The sequence below is a fragment of the Paenibacillus whitsoniae genome (assembly GCF_003955665.1).
In the GTDB taxonomy this organism is placed as follows: domain Bacteria; phylum Bacillota; class Bacilli; order Paenibacillales; family NBRC-103111; genus Paenibacillus_E; species Paenibacillus_E whitsoniae.
This window is the reverse complement of the sequence record NZ_RXHU01000127.1, coordinates 1-18,758: the sequence shown is the minus strand read 5'-3', so window position 1 is coordinate 18,758 and position 18,758 is coordinate 1. Positions and strand designations below refer to the sequence as shown.

General features: G+C 51.7%; 15 protein-coding genes. All 15 read left to right on the top strand.

All coding sequences use genetic code 11. From position 1 onward, the window contains the following. Nucleotides 1-82 precede the first annotated feature (82 nt). Entirely contained in the window at nt 83-1,129 is a 1,047-nt protein-coding gene (spoIID, locus tag EJQ19_RS30210; protein WP_126144925.1) for a stage II sporulation protein D, read from the top strand. A gap of 84 nt (nt 1,130-1,213) precedes the next feature. Beyond that, on the top strand, nt 1,214-1,954 hold the full coding sequence (locus EJQ19_RS30205) for a M23 family metallopeptidase (RefSeq protein WP_126144924.1): 741 nt from the start codon (nt 1,214-1,216) through the stop codon (nt 1,952-1,954). 251 nt (nt 1,955-2,205) lie between these two features. Continuing rightward, nucleotides 2,206-2,496, top strand: coding sequence for a sporulation transcriptional regulator SpoIIID (spoIIID, locus tag EJQ19_RS30200; RefSeq protein WP_126144923.1), 291 nt, complete (start codon nt 2,206-2,208; stop codon nt 2,494-2,496). Between the two features lie 167 nt (nt 2,497-2,663). Continuing rightward, nucleotides 2,664-3,665 carry a rod shape-determining protein gene (gene mreB / locus EJQ19_RS30195; protein WP_126144922.1) on the top strand — a complete coding sequence of 334 codons (1,002 nt, stop codon included), beginning with the start codon at nt 2,664-2,666 and terminating at the stop codon, nt 3,663-3,665. 31 nt (nt 3,666-3,696) lie between these two features. Beyond that, complete coding sequence (locus EJQ19_RS30190) at nt 3,697-4,590, top strand: flagellar hook-basal body protein (protein WP_126144921.1); 894 nt, start codon at nt 3,697-3,699, stop codon at nt 4,588-4,590. 23 nt (nt 4,591-4,613) lie between these two features. Continuing rightward, complete coding sequence (locus EJQ19_RS30185) at nt 4,614-5,480, top strand: flagellar hook-basal body protein (protein ID WP_126144920.1); 867 nt, start codon at nt 4,614-4,616, stop codon at nt 5,478-5,480. Between the two features lie 30 nt (nt 5,481-5,510). Continuing rightward, the gene (locus EJQ19_RS30180; RefSeq protein WP_164716833.1) at nt 5,511-5,738 is read left to right on the top strand and encodes a DNA-directed RNA polymerase subunit beta; all 228 of its coding nucleotides are present in this window, start codon (nt 5,511-5,513) and stop codon (nt 5,736-5,738) included. 290 nt (nt 5,739-6,028) lie between these two features. Then, entirely contained in the window at nt 6,029-6,556 is a 528-nt protein-coding gene (locus EJQ19_RS30175) for a CDP-alcohol phosphatidyltransferase family protein (protein ID WP_241243154.1), read from the top strand. A gap of 157 nt (nt 6,557-6,713) precedes the next feature. Continuing rightward, the gene (gene fabZ / locus EJQ19_RS30170) at nt 6,714-7,142 is read left to right on the top strand and encodes a 3-hydroxyacyl-ACP dehydratase FabZ (RefSeq protein WP_126144918.1); all 429 of its coding nucleotides are present in this window, start codon (nt 6,714-6,716) and stop codon (nt 7,140-7,142) included. Between the two features lie 31 nt (nt 7,143-7,173). Next, nucleotides 7,174-8,868, top strand: a complete 1,695-nt coding sequence (locus tag EJQ19_RS30165) for a phospho-sugar mutase (RefSeq protein WP_126144917.1) — start codon at nt 7,174-7,176, stop codon at nt 8,866-8,868. A 187-nt stretch (nt 8,869-9,055) separates the two neighbouring features. Further along, the gene (locus EJQ19_RS30160) at nt 9,056-11,107 is read left to right on the top strand and encodes a DUF5693 family protein (protein ID WP_126144916.1); all 2,052 of its coding nucleotides are present in this window, start codon (nt 9,056-9,058) and stop codon (nt 11,105-11,107) included. Further along, the gene (gene csaB, locus EJQ19_RS30155; protein ID WP_126144915.1) at nt 11,080-12,276 is read left to right on the top strand and encodes a polysaccharide pyruvyl transferase CsaB; all 1,197 of its coding nucleotides are present in this window, start codon (nt 11,080-11,082) and stop codon (nt 12,274-12,276) included. Before EJQ19_RS30160 ends, csaB begins: the two co-directional genes overlap by 28 nt. 33 nt (nt 12,277-12,309) lie before the next feature. Beyond that, nucleotides 12,310-13,095 (top strand): WecB/TagA/CpsF family glycosyltransferase, encoded by a 786-nt coding sequence (locus tag EJQ19_RS30150; RefSeq protein WP_241243153.1) that lies wholly within the window; start codon nt 12,310-12,312, stop codon nt 13,093-13,095. A gap of 134 nt (nt 13,096-13,229) precedes the next feature. Further along, a complete protein-coding gene (locus EJQ19_RS30145) occupies nt 13,230-14,333 on the top strand; it encodes a glycosyltransferase family 4 protein (RefSeq protein ID WP_126144914.1) in 1,104 nt (367 codons plus the stop codon). Between the two features lie 275 nt (nt 14,334-14,608). After that, complete coding sequence (locus tag EJQ19_RS30140) at nt 14,609-18,565, top strand: S-layer homology domain-containing protein (protein ID WP_126144913.1); 3,957 nt, start codon at nt 14,609-14,611, stop codon at nt 18,563-18,565. The last annotated feature ends 193 nt before the right edge of the window (nt 18,566-18,758 follow it).

Sequence of the window (18,758 nt, the reverse complement as noted above, 5' to 3'; positions counted from 1 at the left end):
TTCTATTCTAGCAACGCGCCTCATAAGCTAAGGCATACCCTATTCACCCTAGTAAACGCGCTATTGGAGGCTGCCTAGACTTATGTTCAAAAAAAGACGCGTCATCCGAAAAGAAGTCATCCTCTGGATGGCTGTTTGCCTATCTTCCATGCTGGCTGTTACTATCATCGTCCCCAGTTTGCTAGTCAAGAAGATTCCCAGCGGCAGCGCCTACCCGGTCCCGATCGAAGGTGCGCAGCTGCAGGAAGCGGTCAGCGAGAAGGGACTGATGATCCCTGTCTATCTGACGAAACAGGCCAAGGTGCAGACCGTGCCGCTGGAGGACTACGTCAAAGGTGTGCTTGCCGCGGAAATGCCGGTCAGCTTTGAGCTGGAGGCTTTGAAGGCGCAGGCGATGGCTGCGCGCACGTATGTGGTGCGCCGGGTGATCGAGAAGGACTACAGCAATATGCCGGTGGACGATGCGCTGGTGACGGATACGACGGCGCATCAGGCGTATTTGACTGACGAGGAGCTGCGGGACAAATGGGGCAAAAGCGACTACGAGACAAATATGGCCAAGATTAATAGAGCAGTCACCGAGACGAAGGACAAGATTCTGACGTATAACCATGAGCCTATTAATGCCACGTTTTTTTCTACGAGCAACGGATACACCGAGAATTCGGAAGACTACTGGCCGTTCAAAAGTCCCTACCTGCGCAGCGTCGCCAGCCCGTGGGACGAGAAGCTCTCCTCTCGTTACAAGGAGACGGTGACGCTGAGCTATAAGACGATGCTGCAAAAGCTAGGCGTTCCGAGCATCTCTACGATCGACGGCAGCGCCAAAGGCATGAAGGTGCTCGCTTGGTCGGACGGCCACCGGATCAAATCGATGACCATCGGCGGCAAAGTGTTCTCCGGCCGCGAGGTGCGTGAGAAGCTCGGACTCGCTTCCTCGCAATTTTCTTGGAAATGGTCGGGCTCGCAGATTGCGATTACGACGTACGGTTACGGGCATGGCGTCGGCCTCAGCCAATGGGGCGCGGACGGGATGGCCAAGGAAGGGAAGACGGCAGAGCAGATCGTAACCTACTATTACACAGGCATTTCTATTGAAAATGCGACGCCGTTTATCCGCAAATCCTGACGGGGTCACGTTTCTATAAAAATATCTTTCTGGAAAAGTATAAAACCTTGAATTGTGTCAAGAATGGTTGATGAGGTGATAACCATGAATGATCAAAACAAAGGTTTTCAAAAAGAAGAAGCTCCTAAAACTGTTCAAGGAGCACAAGGTTCAACATCTGCATGGAAGAGGCTGCTTGCAAAGAAATGGGTATTTCCAGCGACATACGTGGCTGCGGCAGCAATTATCTTAACCTTAATGTGGGTGTACCAGGATGCAGGGACCAAAACAGTCAGCCAAGAGGATCTGGGCATTAAGGTTAGCAGCGAGGATGTAGGTACAGACAATCCAAACGCACCGAAAGACGGAGCAGTTGCTGTGAATGCGCAAGCCGAGACAATGCAATGGCCAGTGAAAGACAGATCGCTGGTTGAAGTGGGAATTCCGTTCTATGACACCAATGCAACAAATGAAGTGAAGCAAGCGGCGATGATTCAATATGGCGATCAACTGACGCCGCATACTGCAATTGACTTGAAAGCCAAAGACGGCGCAGCGTTCGACGTGCTGGCAGCACTTAGCGGCAAGGTAACAGCGGTGGAAAACAATCCGGTCGTCGGCAATCTTGTCGAAATCACCCACAGCAACGGGCTTATCTCCGTATACCAAAGCTTGGCCGACGTGAAAGTGACGAAGGGCGCTGAGGTGAAAAAAGGCGATGTGATTGCGAAAGCGGGCCGCAACGATTTTGAGAAAGAGGACGGCGTTCACTTGCACTTCGAAGTTCGTCAAGTGAGCGACAACGCAGCCGTCAATCCGGAAACACTGCTGAACGCGAAGCAATAAGCTTGGATCAGTTTCACAAAATGAGGCCGTAACGGCCTACATATAGCAGGGCAGCGGGAGAACTCTTCCTGCTGCTTTTTTGCTCGTATCGGTACGCTTGTCCGCCGCGAAAATGACGCCAAAAGCGGGATTTCTGGGTTTATTTTGAAAATAAATATGGGAATTCGGCTTGTCAGGCTTGGCTACGTAGAATATCTAGTCATGCCCCTCATATACTTTACCAAACTATCTCGAGTAGGGAGGCGAGGGGAGTGCACGATTACATCAAAGAGCGGACCATTAAAATTGGGACCTGTATCGTCGAGACCAAGAACACGGTTCGTACGATTGCGAAGGAATTCGGCGTTTCCAAAAGCACGGTGCACAAGGATTTGACGGAAAGATTGCCGGAAATCAACCCGGACCTGGCGAATCAGGTGAAGCATATTCTGGAATATCACAAGTCCATCCGGCACCTTAGGGGAGGGGAAGCGACGAAGATCAAGTATCGAAAAACCCGAAGCCCAAAGCAATCAGAGAATCTGGTCACGGTGAAGTCCTAAACGCTCATCCTTCATCCCGTTGACTTCCTGGATCTGGCGCTGTCGAAATTTAACGGAAAAAGAGGAATTAATGCATTTATCGCGAATTTAGCTTATAATTAGAACTGACTATCAGAGCGCCGATTCTTCACGGGATGGACGATAAGGTTTAGGAGGATTATTGGAAAATGTTCAGCAAGGATATTGGGATAGATCTCGGCACGGCGAATGTGCTGATTCATGTGAAAGGTCGCGGCGTTGTGCTCGACGAGCCTTCCGTAGTTGCCATTGAAAGCGATACGAAACGCGTGCTGGCTGTCGGTGAAGAAGCGTTCCGCATGGTCGGTCGTACACCCGGCAACATTATCGCAATCCGTCCGCTGAAGGACGGCGTTATTGCGGACTTCGACATTACGGAAATGATGTTGAAGCATTTTATTGCAAAAATTGGGGGCAAGAACTGGTATTCTCATCCGAGAATCCTGATTTGCGCCCCAACCAACATTACGTCGGTTGAGCAGAAGGCGATCCGTGAAGCGGCAGAGCGCAGCGGCGCCCGGGAAGTATTCATGGAAGAAGAGCCGAAGGCGGCGGCGATTGGCGCCGGCATGGACATCTTCCAGCCAAGCGGCAACATGGTTGTAGATATTGGAGGAGGGACGACGGATGTAGCCGTGTTGTCCATGGGCGACATCGTCACCTCCTCTTCCATCAAGATCGCCGGCGACAAGTTCGATATGGCGATCATGAAGTTTATCAAGAATAAGTACAAGTTGTTGATCGGCGAGCGGACAAGCGAAGACATTAAACTTAAGATCGGGACGGTATATCCACATGGCAGAGACCAGGAGATGGATATTCGCGGAAGAGACATGGTATCCGGTCTGCCGCTGACGATTACGATTCATTCGAGCGAAGTGCAGGAAGCGCTATGGGATCCAGTTTCCTCCATCGTAACGGCTGCCAAGAGCGTACTGGAGCGGACGCCGCCTGAGCTTTCGGCGGATATTATTGATCGCGGCGTTATTTTGACAGGCGGGGGCGCACTGCTTCACGGCCTGGATCAGTTGCTGGCGGATGAACTGAAAGTGCCGGTGCTGATCGCCGAAGATCCGATGTCGTGTGTCGTCAAAGGGACAGGCATTATGCTGGACAACCTCGATAAAGTGTCCAAGCGCAAGATGGGCTAATCGATTATCAGACTACCCTAGAGGTGAAACCATGTTAAGAGGACTGTACACCGCGGCCGCAGGAATGATCTCCGAGCAGCGCAGACACGATACAATTACGAACAATATCGCCAACCTGAATTCGCCGGGCTTCAAGCAGGGCAACTCGCTTTCCCGCTCGTTCCCGGAAATGCTCATTTCTACGATTCGCGGTGGACAAGGTGCCTCAACGGCACCGCTGGGGAAAATGAGTTTAGGGGTGTTCTCCGAGGAGAACATCGCGATACATACGCAGGGCGATTTGCAAGAAACGAAAAATCCGTTCGACTTTGCCTTGGTATCCAACATTCAAGTGCCAGGTATGACATTTGACGCAACGGGCAAATACGTTGACGAGAACGGCAATCGCACGTTCCAGCCGCAGGCACTGTTCACGGTGCTGAATGCGAACGGCGAGCCGCGATATTCCCTGAACGGGAAGTTTACCGTAGACAACATCGGTCAGCTTGTGAACGCCAACGGCAACCAGGTGCTCGGCCGCGACGGTCAGCCGCTGGTGCTGATGGATGCCAACGGCGAGCCGATCTCGAATTTTAAAGTGACGGACAAAGGGGAATTCCTCGACAGCGACGGTCGCCCGATTCTTGGCGCGAACGGTCAGCCCATCGGTCTGATGCTCTCGCGGGCAGAGAATCCGAATCTGATGCTGCGCGAAGGGAATGGGCTGCTGCGCATTAATCCAGGCGATGAAGCGACGGTTACGCAAGTGGCGGCAGGCGATCAAGTGGAAGTGCGCCAAGGCTTCATCGAACGTTCCAACGTGGATTCGGCACAGTCGATGGTCGATATGATGTCGGCGCTCCGCGCGTATGAAGCGAATCAGAAGGTCATTCAGTCGTATGATAAAAGTATGGACAAAGCAGCGAACGATGTCGGACGCGTCTAATCTAGCTGGCGAAGGAGCTCACCATGAACAATTCCATGATTAACTCATCGGTATCCATGCACAGCTTACAGCAAAAGCTGGATATTCTCTCCAACAACATTGCGAACGTTAATACTAATGGTTTTAAAAAGAAGGAAGCGTCCTTTGAGGACGTCTTGACGAATGTGAAGGCGCAGCCGGAAGGATTCCGCCAGCAAGGGCGATTCTCCCCGCTGGGGTTCAACCAAGGCTGGGGTTCGAAGCTGGTGCAGATCCAGACGGATCTGGCCCAGGGGCCGATTCAGCCGACGAACAATCCGACCGATTTTGCCATCCAGGGGGATGGGCTGTTCGAAGTGTCCGTCAGCAAGGTGGACGAGAACGGCAATCAGGTGTTCCAACCGGCCTGGACGCGCAACGGTGCATTCAGCCTGAGTCCGGATGGGCAGGGCGGCAAGGTGCTTACGACCAAAGAGGGGCATTTCATCAACGGGATTGACGGCAATCCGATTCGGGTTCCGGTCGGCTATCGAGCGGTTGTGGGCCAAGACGGTACGATTCTGGGCTACAATGAACAGGATCCGGCGGCCGAGCCGATTCCGGTCGGTCAGATTAAGCTGGTCCGCGTCGTGCGGCCGCAGCTCCTGCAAGACGTGGGAGATAATCTTTATACGCTTCCAGCTGCACTGACGGCTGCGGAGAAGGCGAACATTTTGCAGGACGTGAACGGTCTTGCAGCGAAACCAGGGGCTCGGGTCAGCCTGATGCAGGGGTATCTGGAGCAATCGAACGTCACGCTCTCCGATGAAATGACGGACCTGGTTATCGTCCAAAGAGGGCTTCAGCTCAATTCCCGAGCGATTACATCTTCAGATCAGATGATGAACATAGCGAATAACTTGCGCGTCTGATCGAAAGAAAAGAAGGAAGGGATGGGCGCAATGGCAGATAAGCCGGCTCAAGCGGAACGAAAGAAGAAAAAGCCGAGGCCGAGATGGCAGCACATCCTTTGGATTATTTTCAAAATCGTACGGATTCCCGTACTTTGCGTGCTGGCCGTCTACATCGGCCTGTATATTGGATATACAAAGCTCGGCCATCAACCGTCGGGAGAAATTCTTCATATCAGTACGTGGCGGCATTTATACGATCTCGTTTTTGCGAATTAATCATAAGAGTTCAAAAAGTAGGGTTTTCAGCACCGAGAAGATTGCGAGAAGCTGAAGAAGGAGGAGCGGAGTGTAGGCAAAACCTACACGAGCACCGCAGTTCGAAGCTGAACGCAATATTCGACGTCGAGTCCGCTTCCTAGCCATACTTCGTGATCAAAAGACGACTTTTTGAACTACCTCTAATTCGAACTCCCGTACGGGAGTTTTATTTTTATCCTGGTAACGGTATAATGATGGAAGGCTGGGAACTGTCAAATATCGGATAACGAAGGCACAGGAGGCGTACCTTGAATTTACCGAATATGCTTACCCTTAGCAGGTTTGTTCTGATTCCCGTTTACCTGGTGCTGTTTTTCAACGGCCATATCCGGACCTCCTTTGTTATCCTGCTTCTAGCCGGGTTAACGGACATTCTCGACGGTTATATTGCGAGAACGCGTAAGCTCATTACGCCTATGGGCGTAATGCTCGATCCGCTGGCCGACAAATGTATGATGATCGCCGTGATTCTCTCACTGCTGATCTCGCAGATGATTCCGTGGCAGGCGGCAGCCGCCATGTTCATTCGTGACGCGGGCATGATTGTTGGCTCGGCGTTCTTTCATTTTAGAGGAAAATTAACGGTGCCGGCGAATGTTATGGGAAAGCTGACGACCGTTCTCTATTACTTCGCGATTTTGTTCATCGTGTTTGAAGCCTCATTTGCGCTGGTCTACCTGTGGTTCGTCATTGGCGTATCCTTCCTCACGTCTTTTATTTATATCGGCCAGTTCCTGCTGCTCAATCGGGGGGCGAATCGGAACACCGGTATGTGAACGTTAAAAAGAGCCTATGTAAGGGCCTGCCTGGCAGGCTTTTACATAAGCTCCCCTTATATCAACCCCTCATGTCTGCAGGGCATGAAGGGACAACCCTATTATGGGTCATTGCCCGCCATTTTATGCAAGTAATTGAAAGGAGATCACCTGTACCATGCTAGATATTAATCAAATCCAAGAGATCATTCCACATCGCCCGCCATTCTTGCTCGTTGACCGCATTCTCGAGGTGGAAGAAGGCGTCAGAGCGGTAGGGATTAAGAATGTTACGATGAATGAGGAGTTTTTTAAAGGACATTTTCCGGGTTATCCGGTCATGCCGGGGGTGCTGATTCTGGAAGCTCTCGCGCAGGTTGGCGCTGTAGCTGTCCTGTCGATGCCGGAATATCGGGGCAAAATCGGCCTTTTCGCCGGGGTTGACGGTGTGCGTTGGCGCCAGCAGGTCGTGCCGGGAGATACACTTACGTTGGAAATGACGATTACGCGCGCGAAAGGCACGATTGTGAAAGGCAACGCCGTAGCCAAAGTTGGCGACAAAGTCGTAGTCGAAGGCGAATTGATGTTCGCCCTAGCTAATAAATAAGAGAGAACCTAAAGGAGATGAACCTGCGACGATGACGCGTGTACAAACGGAGTATCAATTATGGCTTCAAGATCCTGCTGTGGATGAGCAAACGAAACAAGAATTGCTGGCTATTGGGTCAGACGCCAAGGAAATTGAAGATCGCTTCTATAAAGATCTTGAATTTGGGACAGGCGGACTTCGCGGGGTCATTGGCGCTGGAACGAACCGGATCAATGTGTATACCGTTGGCCGGGCAAGTCAGGGTCTTGCACAATACGTGAAAGGGACGGGCGCTGCGGAGCCGGCGATTGTGCTTGCTTACGATTCCCGCCATATGTCGCCGGAGTTTGCGCTCGAAGCTGCGCTTGTCTTTGCTGGCAACGGGATTAAAGCGTACTTGTTCCCAACCTTGCACGCGACGCCGCAGTTATCGTTTGCCGTGCGCTATTTGAAAGCGACAGCCGGTGTCGTCGTAACGGCGAGCCATAATCCGCCCGAATACAACGGGTACAAAGTGTATGGCGCCGACGGCGGCCAGCTTGTACCAGAGTATGCGGAGCAGGTCATTGCGCAGGTACAAAGTATCGATTCTTTTGATAAAGTGAAAAAGCTGTCCCAGCAAGAAGCGGAAGCGCAAGGGTTGCTCGTGTGGCTGGGGGAAGACGTCGACCAAGCGTACATTAAGGCCGTTACGGCTGTGAGCCAAAATCCGGACGTGATTCGTGAAATCAGCGGCGATTTCCGTATTGTGTTCACTCCGCTGCACGGGGCCGGCAACGTTCCGGTGCGTGAAGTGTTGAAAGCCGTAGGCTTCAGCCAAGTGCAAGTCGTCGCTGAGCAGGAGCTGCCGGATGCGCAGTTCTCGACCGTGAAGTCGCCGAACCCGGAAGAACGCGAAGCGTTCACGCTGGCGATCGCGCAGGCGAAAGCCTGGGACGCCGACATTATTATCGGGACGGATCCGGATGCGGACCGCATGGGCGCTGTCGTAAAGGATACGAACGGCGAGTACGTCGTGCTGACCGGCAACCAGTCCGGCGCGCTGATGGTGCACTATTTGCTGTCCTCCATGAAAGAGCGGGGCACGCTGCCGGCAAACGGCGTCGTCATCAAGACGATCGTGACAAGCGAGATGGGCGCGGTGATCGCGAACCACTACGGCATTCCGACGCTGAATACGTTGACCGGATTTAAATATATCGGGGAAAAAATGTCGCAATTCGAAAAGTCCGGTGAGCATACATACCTGATCGGCTATGAAGAGAGCTACGGCTACTTGGCTGGCGATTATGCACGCGACAAAGATGCGGTGATCGCTTCGATGCTGATTGCGGAAGCGGCCGCTTACTATAAGAAGCAAGGCAAAACCTTATATGAAGTGCTCCAAGAGCTGTATGGTTCTTTTGGTTATTTTTTGGAAAAACTGGAATCAAGAACGCTCAAAGGCAAGGACGGCGTAGAGCAAATCGGCCGTATGGTGGAAGCGTGGAGAACGAATCCACCGGTGGAAATTGGCGGTACGCGCGTTACATCGATGGAAGATTTTGCCCAAGGTTTGTATGGCTTGCCAAAGGAGAATGTGCTGAAGTTCAAGCTGGAAGACGGGTCCTGGTTCTGTCTGCGTCCATCGGGCACGGAGCCGAAAATCAAATTTTACTTCGCCGTTCAAGGCAAGACAGAAGCCGCGGCTACACAGCAGTTAAACGGAATTATTCAATATGTTCTTAAGCGTGTAGACGGATAGCACAATAGGTATGGAGAACCTCTTCAGAACCGGAGCGGGGGATAGGTCGTCTAAATGAGTAGCAGATCATAGGATCTGTCAGCTTTGCGGGCGTCTGTCTCCTGCTTGCAGGGTCGGAGAGGTTTTCGAATGTATACGGGCGTTCCCCGGTAAAGGAAAAGTAAATGCTCTAAGGAGTGGACAACGCGTGAATTGGTATCAAACCTGGAATAACCCTCTCAAAAATCTGCTGTGGTGGCTCGTCATCATCGGCATGCTCGGGTCTTTGCCTCTGGCGTATATGCGTCATGAGACGGAGACATCGACGAAGAACGTGGAGTTTGTTTTTGACTACCGCGATCTCTTGGACATTGCGGATTTGCAGACGAATCCACAGAAGTTTGTGCAGGATCAGTTGGGTAAAATGAAGGCTGCCGGCATCGGATCGATGGCGGTCTACGAAAGTACATTGGCGGAGTTCAAAGAAAGCCGCCGCATTGATCTCTATAACTCGCGCGACGCGGCAGCGCTGACGCAAACGTTCGGCGATCCGAGCGAAAATTTCACGTATCTTCTGTTTACGAACAACGAGGCGCAGCAGAAGCTGGAGCCGCTTATTCAGAAAACATTTGCTGACCTCGGCGTTGGCGTTAAGCCTTGGAGCTTTAAGAACCGGAGCGGTCTCGTCATTCAAATGAGCCCGGATGATGCGGCCATCAAAGCGATGGACCCGGACCCGATTGCCATGCAAATGCTGAAGGATCAAGGCTTCCAGCTCGTCGTTCGTCTATCGAACCACCGCGAGTTCAAATCGAACGATATGGACCGTCTCCTCAAGCAGCTGCATGATCTGGGGGTTAAACGCATTATCGTCGATGGCAATGAGGTGCCGGGGTATACCGAAGAGAATACCGAGGAGAACCTCAATAAAATGGCCGATTTGCTGAACAAATACGGCATGGGGCTTGCCGCGATCGAACTCCTGAAGGAGCCGCAGAAAGGGTTCAGCACGCTCGCGAAGCAAACCAATTACAACGTGGTGCGTCTGCACTCGTTTACGGAGAAAGACGGCGACAAGCTGACCGAGCCGCTGAAAAAATCCGAGCTGGAAGGCCGGATTCAAGGCGTTGCCGATCGTTTTGTCCTGGCGGTTAAAGATCGTAATATCCGCATGGTGTTCATCAATGGACATGCGGTGAAAAGCTTGGACCGCGCCAAAGTGGTCGACCCGTTGTCGGCTTACTATGAGAGCTTGACCGGGACAGACGGCGCGATTCCGCGCATTGAGAAGTTCGGCTTCGACCTGGGGCCGGCGCAACCATTTGAAGTGCATACGACGTCCTGGCAAAAGGTGGCTCGCGTCTTCCTTTTGATCGGCGGCCTTAGCCTCGTGGTGCTGATGCTGTCATTCTTCATCCCGGAAGGGACGCTTATCTTCTTCGTACTGGGCTTGATCGGACTTGTGGGGGTACACGTGCTCTCCGCGAATTTGTACGCACAGGGCCTTGCCCTGATGACGGCGATCTCGGCACCGAGCGTAGCGGTCATGCTGGCGATTCGCACCGTGCGTTCCGGTGCTTCGGCCAAGTGGAAATCCGGCATCGGCTTCGGCCTCTGGCTGCTGCTGCGTACGTCGCTTATTTCGCTGATCGGCATCGTGTATGAGGTTGCGCTGCTGAATCACATCACGTACTCGCTCGTGCTGCAGCAATTCCGCGGTGTCGGCCTGCTGCACTTGCTTCCGATTGCGATTGCGGGGCTGTATCTCCTGTTCTTTAGTGAGAATAATACGTATAGCGAGAAACTGGCGAACATTCGCCGTATACTCTCTTCCTATATTAGTGTGCTTTGGATCGTCATTGCCGGCGTTGGCTTGGCGGCTGTGTATTACTACTTGTCCCGTACCGGCAACGAAGGCCAGGCATCTACCGTAGAGAAGCTGTTCCGTTCTTACCTCGAGAACACGATGGGGGTCAGACCGCGGACGAAGGAATTCCTCGTGGCGCATCCGATTTTCGTGCTTGGAGGCTACTTGGCTGTCCGTTATCGTCATGCGGTGTACCTGCTCTTTATCGGCGTTGTCGGCCAACTGTCGCTCGTTGACACGTTTGCGCACTTGCATACACCGCTGCATATTTCGCTGCTTCGTATTTTTTATGGTTTAGTGATCGGTGCGATTCTCGGTCTCATCCTTTGCGCTGCATGGGAAATTGTCGCAAGGAGTTGGAAACGATGGGCCAAGCCCCAGTTGTTAAAATAGCGCTGTCCGGCTATTACGGCTTCGATAATAGCGGCGACGAGGCGGTGCTGCAGTCGATTCTTCTCGCCCTGCAGGAGCAGGGTCAAGCGCAAGGCGTACAGATCGAGCCGATCGTGCTGTCCGCGAACCCGGCGAAGACATCCGCGATGTACGGCGTCCGCGCTGCGCACCGCATGCGGCCAGGGGACCTGCTTCGCACGCTGCGCGAAGCGGACGGTCTCATCAGCGGCGGCGGCAGCCTGCTGCAGGATGCCACCAGCGCCAAGACGATTCCGTATTACTTGGCGGTGTTGAAGCTGGCCCAACTGTTCGGCAAGCCGACATTTGTGTATTCGCAGGGCATCGGGCCGGTGAACCGGCCGATGTTCTTTGGGTGGATCCGCAGCGTGTTTAAGCGCTGCGCCGTGGTGACGGTCCGCGACCAGGAGTCCGCGGACTTGCTCGGGCGGATGCGGCTCCCGCAGGAGCGCATCACGGTCGTGCCCGACCCGGTGATGGGCCTGCCGCTGCGTGCGGATGCACGCGGCGGGGAGGCCGGTTCACCGGCGGGCGGTTTCGCGGACGCGGCTGCGCCGGCGTCCGGAGCGGATGGCGGCGCGCCTGCGGAGCGCGCGCCGGTAAAGCGGACGGTCGGCGTGTCCGTCCGCTTCTGGAACGCCGACCGCTCCGAGCTGGAAGCTCTCGCGCGGTCCTTGGCGCTTTTGCTCGCCGCACGCCCGGAGGTGCGGCTGCGGTTCTTGCCCTTCCACCTCCCTTCGGATGAGGTGGCGTCGCAGTTCGTGATCGACCGGCTGGGCGATCACGGGGCAAGGGCGGAGCTGGTGCGAGGGATCGAGCACCCGCAGGACATGCTCGCGCAGGTCGCGGGGTGCGACCTGCTGATCGGGATGAGGCTGCATTCCTTGATCTATGCAGCCTCGCAGTTTGTGCCGATGGTCGGCATCTCGTACGATCCAAAGATCGACCAGTTTCTCCATCGGCTCGGGATGAAAGCCGCGGCATCGACCTCGCAGTTCGATGCCGACAAGTTCGTCGAAGAGACGCTGCGTCTCCTCGACGGGCGCGATCAGTGGGCGGCTGCTTCACGCGCCGCCATCGAAGCTTTGAAAGCGCAGGCTCAATGGCCCGCGCAGCGAATCGTCGCTTTTTACAAAAAGCAACCATTTTGAACCCTACAACGTCAATAATAAGGAAGAGATAGCATGAGTACGACATCTTTTATGTCCGGGTCTGCCCAGACTGCAGAGCAACCCTTTCCAAAGGTGCGCATCTACGGCGTGCCTTTCTCCAAAATGAGCATGCGGCAAACCGTCGACTATTTGACCCGCGCGATTGAGAGCCGCGAGCCCCATCAAGTGGTGACGGCCAATCCCATCATGGTCATGGCTGCGCTCGACGATCCGGCGTACCTTCGCATGATGCAAGGTGCAGACCTGATTGTGCCCGACGGCACCGGCGTCGTTTGGGCGGCCAATTATGTGGGCCAGCCGGTCGCGGAGCGGGTGCCTGGCTATGATTTGATCCATGAGTTGATGAAAACCGGAGGGCCGAAAGGCTGGAAGGTGTTCCTGCTCGGCGCTTCGCCTGAGGTGATTGAAGCGGCTGCGGACCGAATTCGTACGTTGTATCCGGACGTACAGCTCGTCGGCGTACGCGACGGATATTTCAAAGATGCGCAGGACGAAGAGGTGATCGCGCAAATTCGGGCCGCTGGGCCGGATATTTTGCTCGTCGGACGCGCTGCGTCGAATCAGGAGCCTTGGATTGCCAAATACAAGGAAAAGCTCGGCGTACCGGTGATGATGGGCGTCGGTGGAAGTTTTGATGTGCTTTCGGGCAAGCTAAAGAGAGCGCCTATCATTTTTCAAAAGCTGCGTCTGGAATGGTTTTACCGCCTTCTGCAAGAGCCTTGGCGCTATAAGCGGATGCTTGAGCTCCCGAAATTCGCAGTGAAAGTGATGCGCGATAAAGATAACGTCACAAAATGATGAAAATTTTTCTGAAAACTGCCTGAAAACGGTCATTTCAGTTGAATTTAGCAGTAGTATTTGTGGACAAATGGGAGTATAATTCATTTCGGCGGTCATCTGCCACCCATGACAAGAGGAGCTGTGAAGAAGACATGTATGGATTATATGTGATAGGGTTTGTTGCATCGCTGATTATTGCGCTATTGCTTACACCCCTGGTCAAAAAATTTGCCTTTTGGGTAGGCGCGGTTGATGCCCCTAACCAACGCAAGGTACATACGCGAATTATGCCGCGTCTTGGCGGGCTAGCTATTTTTCTCGCTTTTGTCGCTGCATACTTTATCGTCTCTCCGGCACTCGATGCGCTGAACTCGAATGCGGCCTACGGGTTGCTGCTCGGCGGTCTGGTGATTGTGGTGACAGGGGCGCTGGATGATCGGTTTCAACTTTCACCCAAATGGAAAATGCTCGGCCAACTGATTGCTGCGTGCATCGTTGTTGCGTTTGGCCTCAAAATCGACCTGGTCAACATTCCGTTCGGAACGACCAACCTGCCGATTGGCTGGCTCAGTATTCCGATTACGATATTCTGGATCGTTGGCGTTTCCAATGCGATCAACCTCATCGACGGCCTCGACGGTCTGTCTGCTGGGGTATCGGGGATTGCCACGACAACAATTCTTATACTTGCCTTGATGATGGGCAATGTGACGGTTGTTCTGCTTTGCGTGATCCTGCTCGGCAGTATCTCCGGCTTTATGTTCTTTAACTTTCATCCTGCGAAAATTTTTATGGGCGATTCGGGTGCCCTATTCCTGGGCTTTGCCCTGGCGACGCTGTCGATCCTCGGCTTTAAGCAGGCGGCGGTTGTGTCGCTGTTGGTTCCGATTATGATTCTCGGCGTTCCGCTGTCGGATACATTCTTCGCGATGCTGCGCCGTTATGTGAACAAGCTTCCGATTTCCGCACCGGATAAAAGCCATCTGCATCACTGCCTGCTGCAGCTTGGTTTCAGCCACCGCGCTAGCGTGCTGATTATTTATGGCATTGCGGCGATGTTCGGCGGCAGCGCGGTTATCTGCTCCGTCTTTATTTCTCAGAACTCCACGTGGGGTCTGGTTCTGATTATAGTCGCGCTGTTCCTGGGCATGCTCGTCGGGGCGGAAGCGATCGGTATTATTAGCAAAAGCCGCAAGCCGGTGCTGAATTTCCTGCAGCGTCTGGTCGGCAAGCAAGTTCAAAGTGATGGGAAATAGCACTTTATAGCTGATTTTTTCGAACCCAACCCTGGTGGTTGGGTTTTTTTGCAATTTTGTGAAAAGTTCACTTCCTCTAAACATTTCCTCAGCTTTGACCGATAAGTAAATTACAACAACTTTTGGCGAAATACCGCGTCTAATACTGTAGAAAGCTGGAAGGAAAATGGAGGGATTGTCGAACGGTAGACAATGAACGAGTCGAGGCTTTGCGGGTACATACAAATGCTCAAATGCTAACCACATTTAGATAAAACATTAAGGAGGAACTTGCTTTGAAACGACTTCATAGGAAACTAGCGAGCATCGTGTTGATCATGAGCATTATGATCAGCTTGTTGCCCGCGTTGTCGGCAAGCGCGGCGACGCTGGAGATTAAGGAGATTTATACGGACACGGATAACGCGGGACAATCATCGGCAAAACCACACGATATCAACGCGGTAACGCGGATTACACAGCTGCCGTTCACTTTGTATGTGGAGACGACGGGTGTTACAGACTCTCAGATCCCTTCCATTTACTTTGAAGTGACGAACATGAATTCCGGTTCGGTAGTGACGGAAAAGAATAACAAAGCGCAAATCGTCAACAGCAATCGTGTGCGCTTCGATAACATCCAGTTAACCGAAGGGTTGAACAAGATTGTTGTTTATTTGGGTGATTCCAATGCGATTGTATCCGCACCTGGCTGGCTTTACTATGCGCCGACAACCAATTTGTCGGATATTTCGGTGAATGACGCACCACTCCAAGATGGTAAGATCTATCCAATCGATCGTGGTCCGCTCAAAGCCGGCACGACGGGTATTCAAATTAAAACCAAGGCAGCCAACGCAAGCGCTGTTCAAGCAACCCTGACAGGGGATAGTCTGCCTAAGCAAGGATTTAAGAGTAATGACGGTTATTTTTACTTTACCGGTGATGACAAAAACAAATCCTCATCCACTTGCGCCTCAATAACAAGCTTCTGTTTGACGCCAGGGGATAATATTATCAGCTTTACTGCGAGCAACGACACGAATAAATATCAAGCTGTGAAAAAGCTTTGGTATGATAATGGACAGCCGTTTGCGTTTAACGGGATCATTTCTGGTGTGGAAAATGGTGTTACCATAACTAAGGATCTGATTACGATTCCAACCTTCCAAACGGACGCTTTGACGTTCACGGCGGGATTGAAAAGTGATTATACCGACTCAACGGGCACATCCTTGCGTTATCGTTATGTGGATGTGGCAGTGAATGACAACCTCATTGGTACGATTGACTTGGGTGGTCCCGATATTCCGGTTGCCATGCCTGCTGCTAGTACGACGGTATCAGGCGCAACTTACGCAGCCGTAAGCTCGTCAACTTTGTCGCGTGCCTCAGAATATATGGTAAAAAATTCGACAATTACCATTCCTTCAATTCCATCGTATGTTGCTAATGAACAGCGCTTGACTTTTAAGTACCGAGATGGCGCGAATGCGCTGGTTCCAGTTACTACCGAATACAGATTCAAATTTGTAAATCCAAACGAGCCATATATTGATCACGCTACATTGAGCAACGGCGGCGTGGAGAACACATTAAACCTGGCGGATACGAACAGTATCGGTGAGCTGCCTGCTGCTATTCACATCTATGCCAATCAGATGACAGCAGCAGTTAAAGTCAACGTGGATGGCACGAATTTTACGGTTACCGGTCCTGTACTGGACGGTTCATTCAACAGATTTGATTTGAATTTACAAGGGATTAGCGACGGGAACAAGAATTTGAACGTCGAATTGTACAAGAATGCTGGGGATCTGCTGCCATTTAGCACAACGACCTACAAAATTACAATCAGTAATGCACCTTATGTGATTATTAATAATGTTTCCAACAGCATGTCGATCAAAAACATTTCGAACCTCAAATGTGTGGCGAATGATGGGACCACAACGGATGCTTGTATTTCAGGACGCCTTGTGAACTTCTACAAAGATCCGGGCGCAACGAATAAAGTTGAAGTATACTTGAATGATGCTGTAGAGCAGCTTGATTCTACGACAGATCCGGCAGTTTTTGATGCGAACAATGTCTTTACCTTGCCGTTGATCAAATTCTCCAGACCGACGCCTCCGGCGACTCCGACGCTGGCGGGTGTCTTGCGTGAAGGTAAAAATACATTGAGATTTAAAATCTACGTAAACAATGTCTTCATTACCGAGCAGTCCTATGACATTTACTTGTTCTCGACGGATGCGCCGCAATTCACGGCTATCAAACCGATCGAGAGCGGGACGAGTGTCGGTATTCAATACACGCCAGGCAGTACTCCGGATACGTATTCCACGACACAGCGTACCGTGTCATTCAGCGGGAAATTCAGCAGTCTTGACGCGGCCGGCAACGCTGCGCTAATTAAAGCCTTGCAGCTCGTCGTTCATACGAAGGACTCCAAGGGAGATGCCCTGGTTTACCAGCAGACCATCATCGATAATGTTGTTCCTGTGGATAAGTCGATCAACTCGGAAAATGCGCTAGCTAGTGGAACGACCTTTTTCTCAGCTATTAATGTTGCGGGGGACCAGTCTTTTACAACCAATGCATTTAAATTGCTTGATAATTCCGATGTTATTTTCGAATTCCGAATCACGAACAACTCTGGTATTACAGCTACGAAGTCGATTACCATTTCCAGACAGAACGTACCGTACACCGTTGTTCAACCTATGTTGATCAAAAACGAAAAAGGCCAACTGCAGTCCAACATCAACAGCGACTTCTACAACGTTATTATTGAAGCGGAAAATGCGGACAGCGTTCTTTTCGGCAAAGATCAAGCAACGAAACGTACGGTGAATTCAGTTGATCAGTACTTATACCAGGTAACCAACCTGAAAGCCGGCGCGAACGAGGTTAAATTCACCATCAATCGCAATGGCGCAAAGGTCAACGGAAGCTTTATCCTTTTTAATACGAATACAAATGTTCAAGGTGCAGAAACGCTGCAATTAATGAACTCCAAGTTCAAGCTCTTTAACAACGGGTTACAATTAACGTTCCCTAGAGACACCAAATTAATGAGAAACGTACCGGACAGCAACAATAACCAGTATATTTCAACCAGCCGTAAAATCCTGTTCGGTATCGCCGATACAGATGACGGTCGTGTGGATAAGACGCTATATCCGGTAGCCAACGGCTATTTCAAATCCAAAATCAGTGTTAAAGTGCCGGAAGATACGTTCCACCCAGCAAGTAACTTGTACTACATGGATGCTGGCTTTATCCCGGCGCCAAACTCAACAACAACAACAGCCGATGATTTGACTAAAGGTCTCAACGGTACCGGCCAAGATCCTTATGACTCTTCCGTGAATGGCCGCGCTTATTTCAATCGTTTGAACGATGAAATCGTTGTTCCAACACAAGAGGGCGAATTGACCCTGCAGTTCGACCCTGCGATCCGTCAAGATGCAGGCAAGTATATCACAGTATTCTTCTATGATATTTATGCGAACTACGCCAATACGACCGACTACGGTTGGAAAAACCTTGGTGGTGTCGTTGATACGAAAAACAACACCATCACCGTACCGTTCCGGAAATTCGGTTACTATCAAGTTATGTACATGGACCGCAGCTTTGACGATATGACGGGCCACTCCTTTGCTCGTAACGAGTTGGAGACGTTGTACTCTAAAGGCTTAATGAAGGCGAAAACAACCTTCTCCTTCGGTCCGAACGATTACATTACCCGCGGCGAGTTTGCGCAAATTCTCGTGAAGATCTTTAAGCTTCCACTTAACTATGCGGGCAACTCGACATTCTCGGACGTACTCAAAATCGATAATGCTGTCGGCATGCTGTACGACTACAAGTATATCGAGACCGCGGCGCGCGCCGGCATCATTCGTGGACAAGCGAGCAACCGTTTCAACCCTAGCGGCTCCATTACGCGTCAGGACGCCGCTGTGATGATCGCACGGGCGGCAGAAATGAAAATGAGCACCGACCTGGCTAAGTCGCTTACATCGCTTCAGAAGACGTTTACGGACGCCGACAACATCGAGTCCTACTCGAGACCAGCTGTCGAAGCCGTTGTGAAGGCAGGCCTCATCGAAGGCATTGAGAACACACTCGTAGCCGGACAAAAGAAAGCTACTGTCCGCTTTGACCCAACCGAGCTCATGACACGCGCCCAAGCATCGATTATCGGCTATCGCGTGATGAAGCAACAGAAGATGGTTCCTTAATTTTTGAAGAAGCCCAGCTTACCGATTATGGTAGCTGGGCTTTTTGTTGATTTTATTCTTCAGTAATCCTTCAGTTAACATTTAGTTTCTATTAAGCTTCACTTCTAATTTCCTTTACAAACGGCCGCTAGAATGGACCTGTAAGCAGTCCAGGTGAGTGTTCAGGGCAGACATTCATTTTGGAAAATACTTA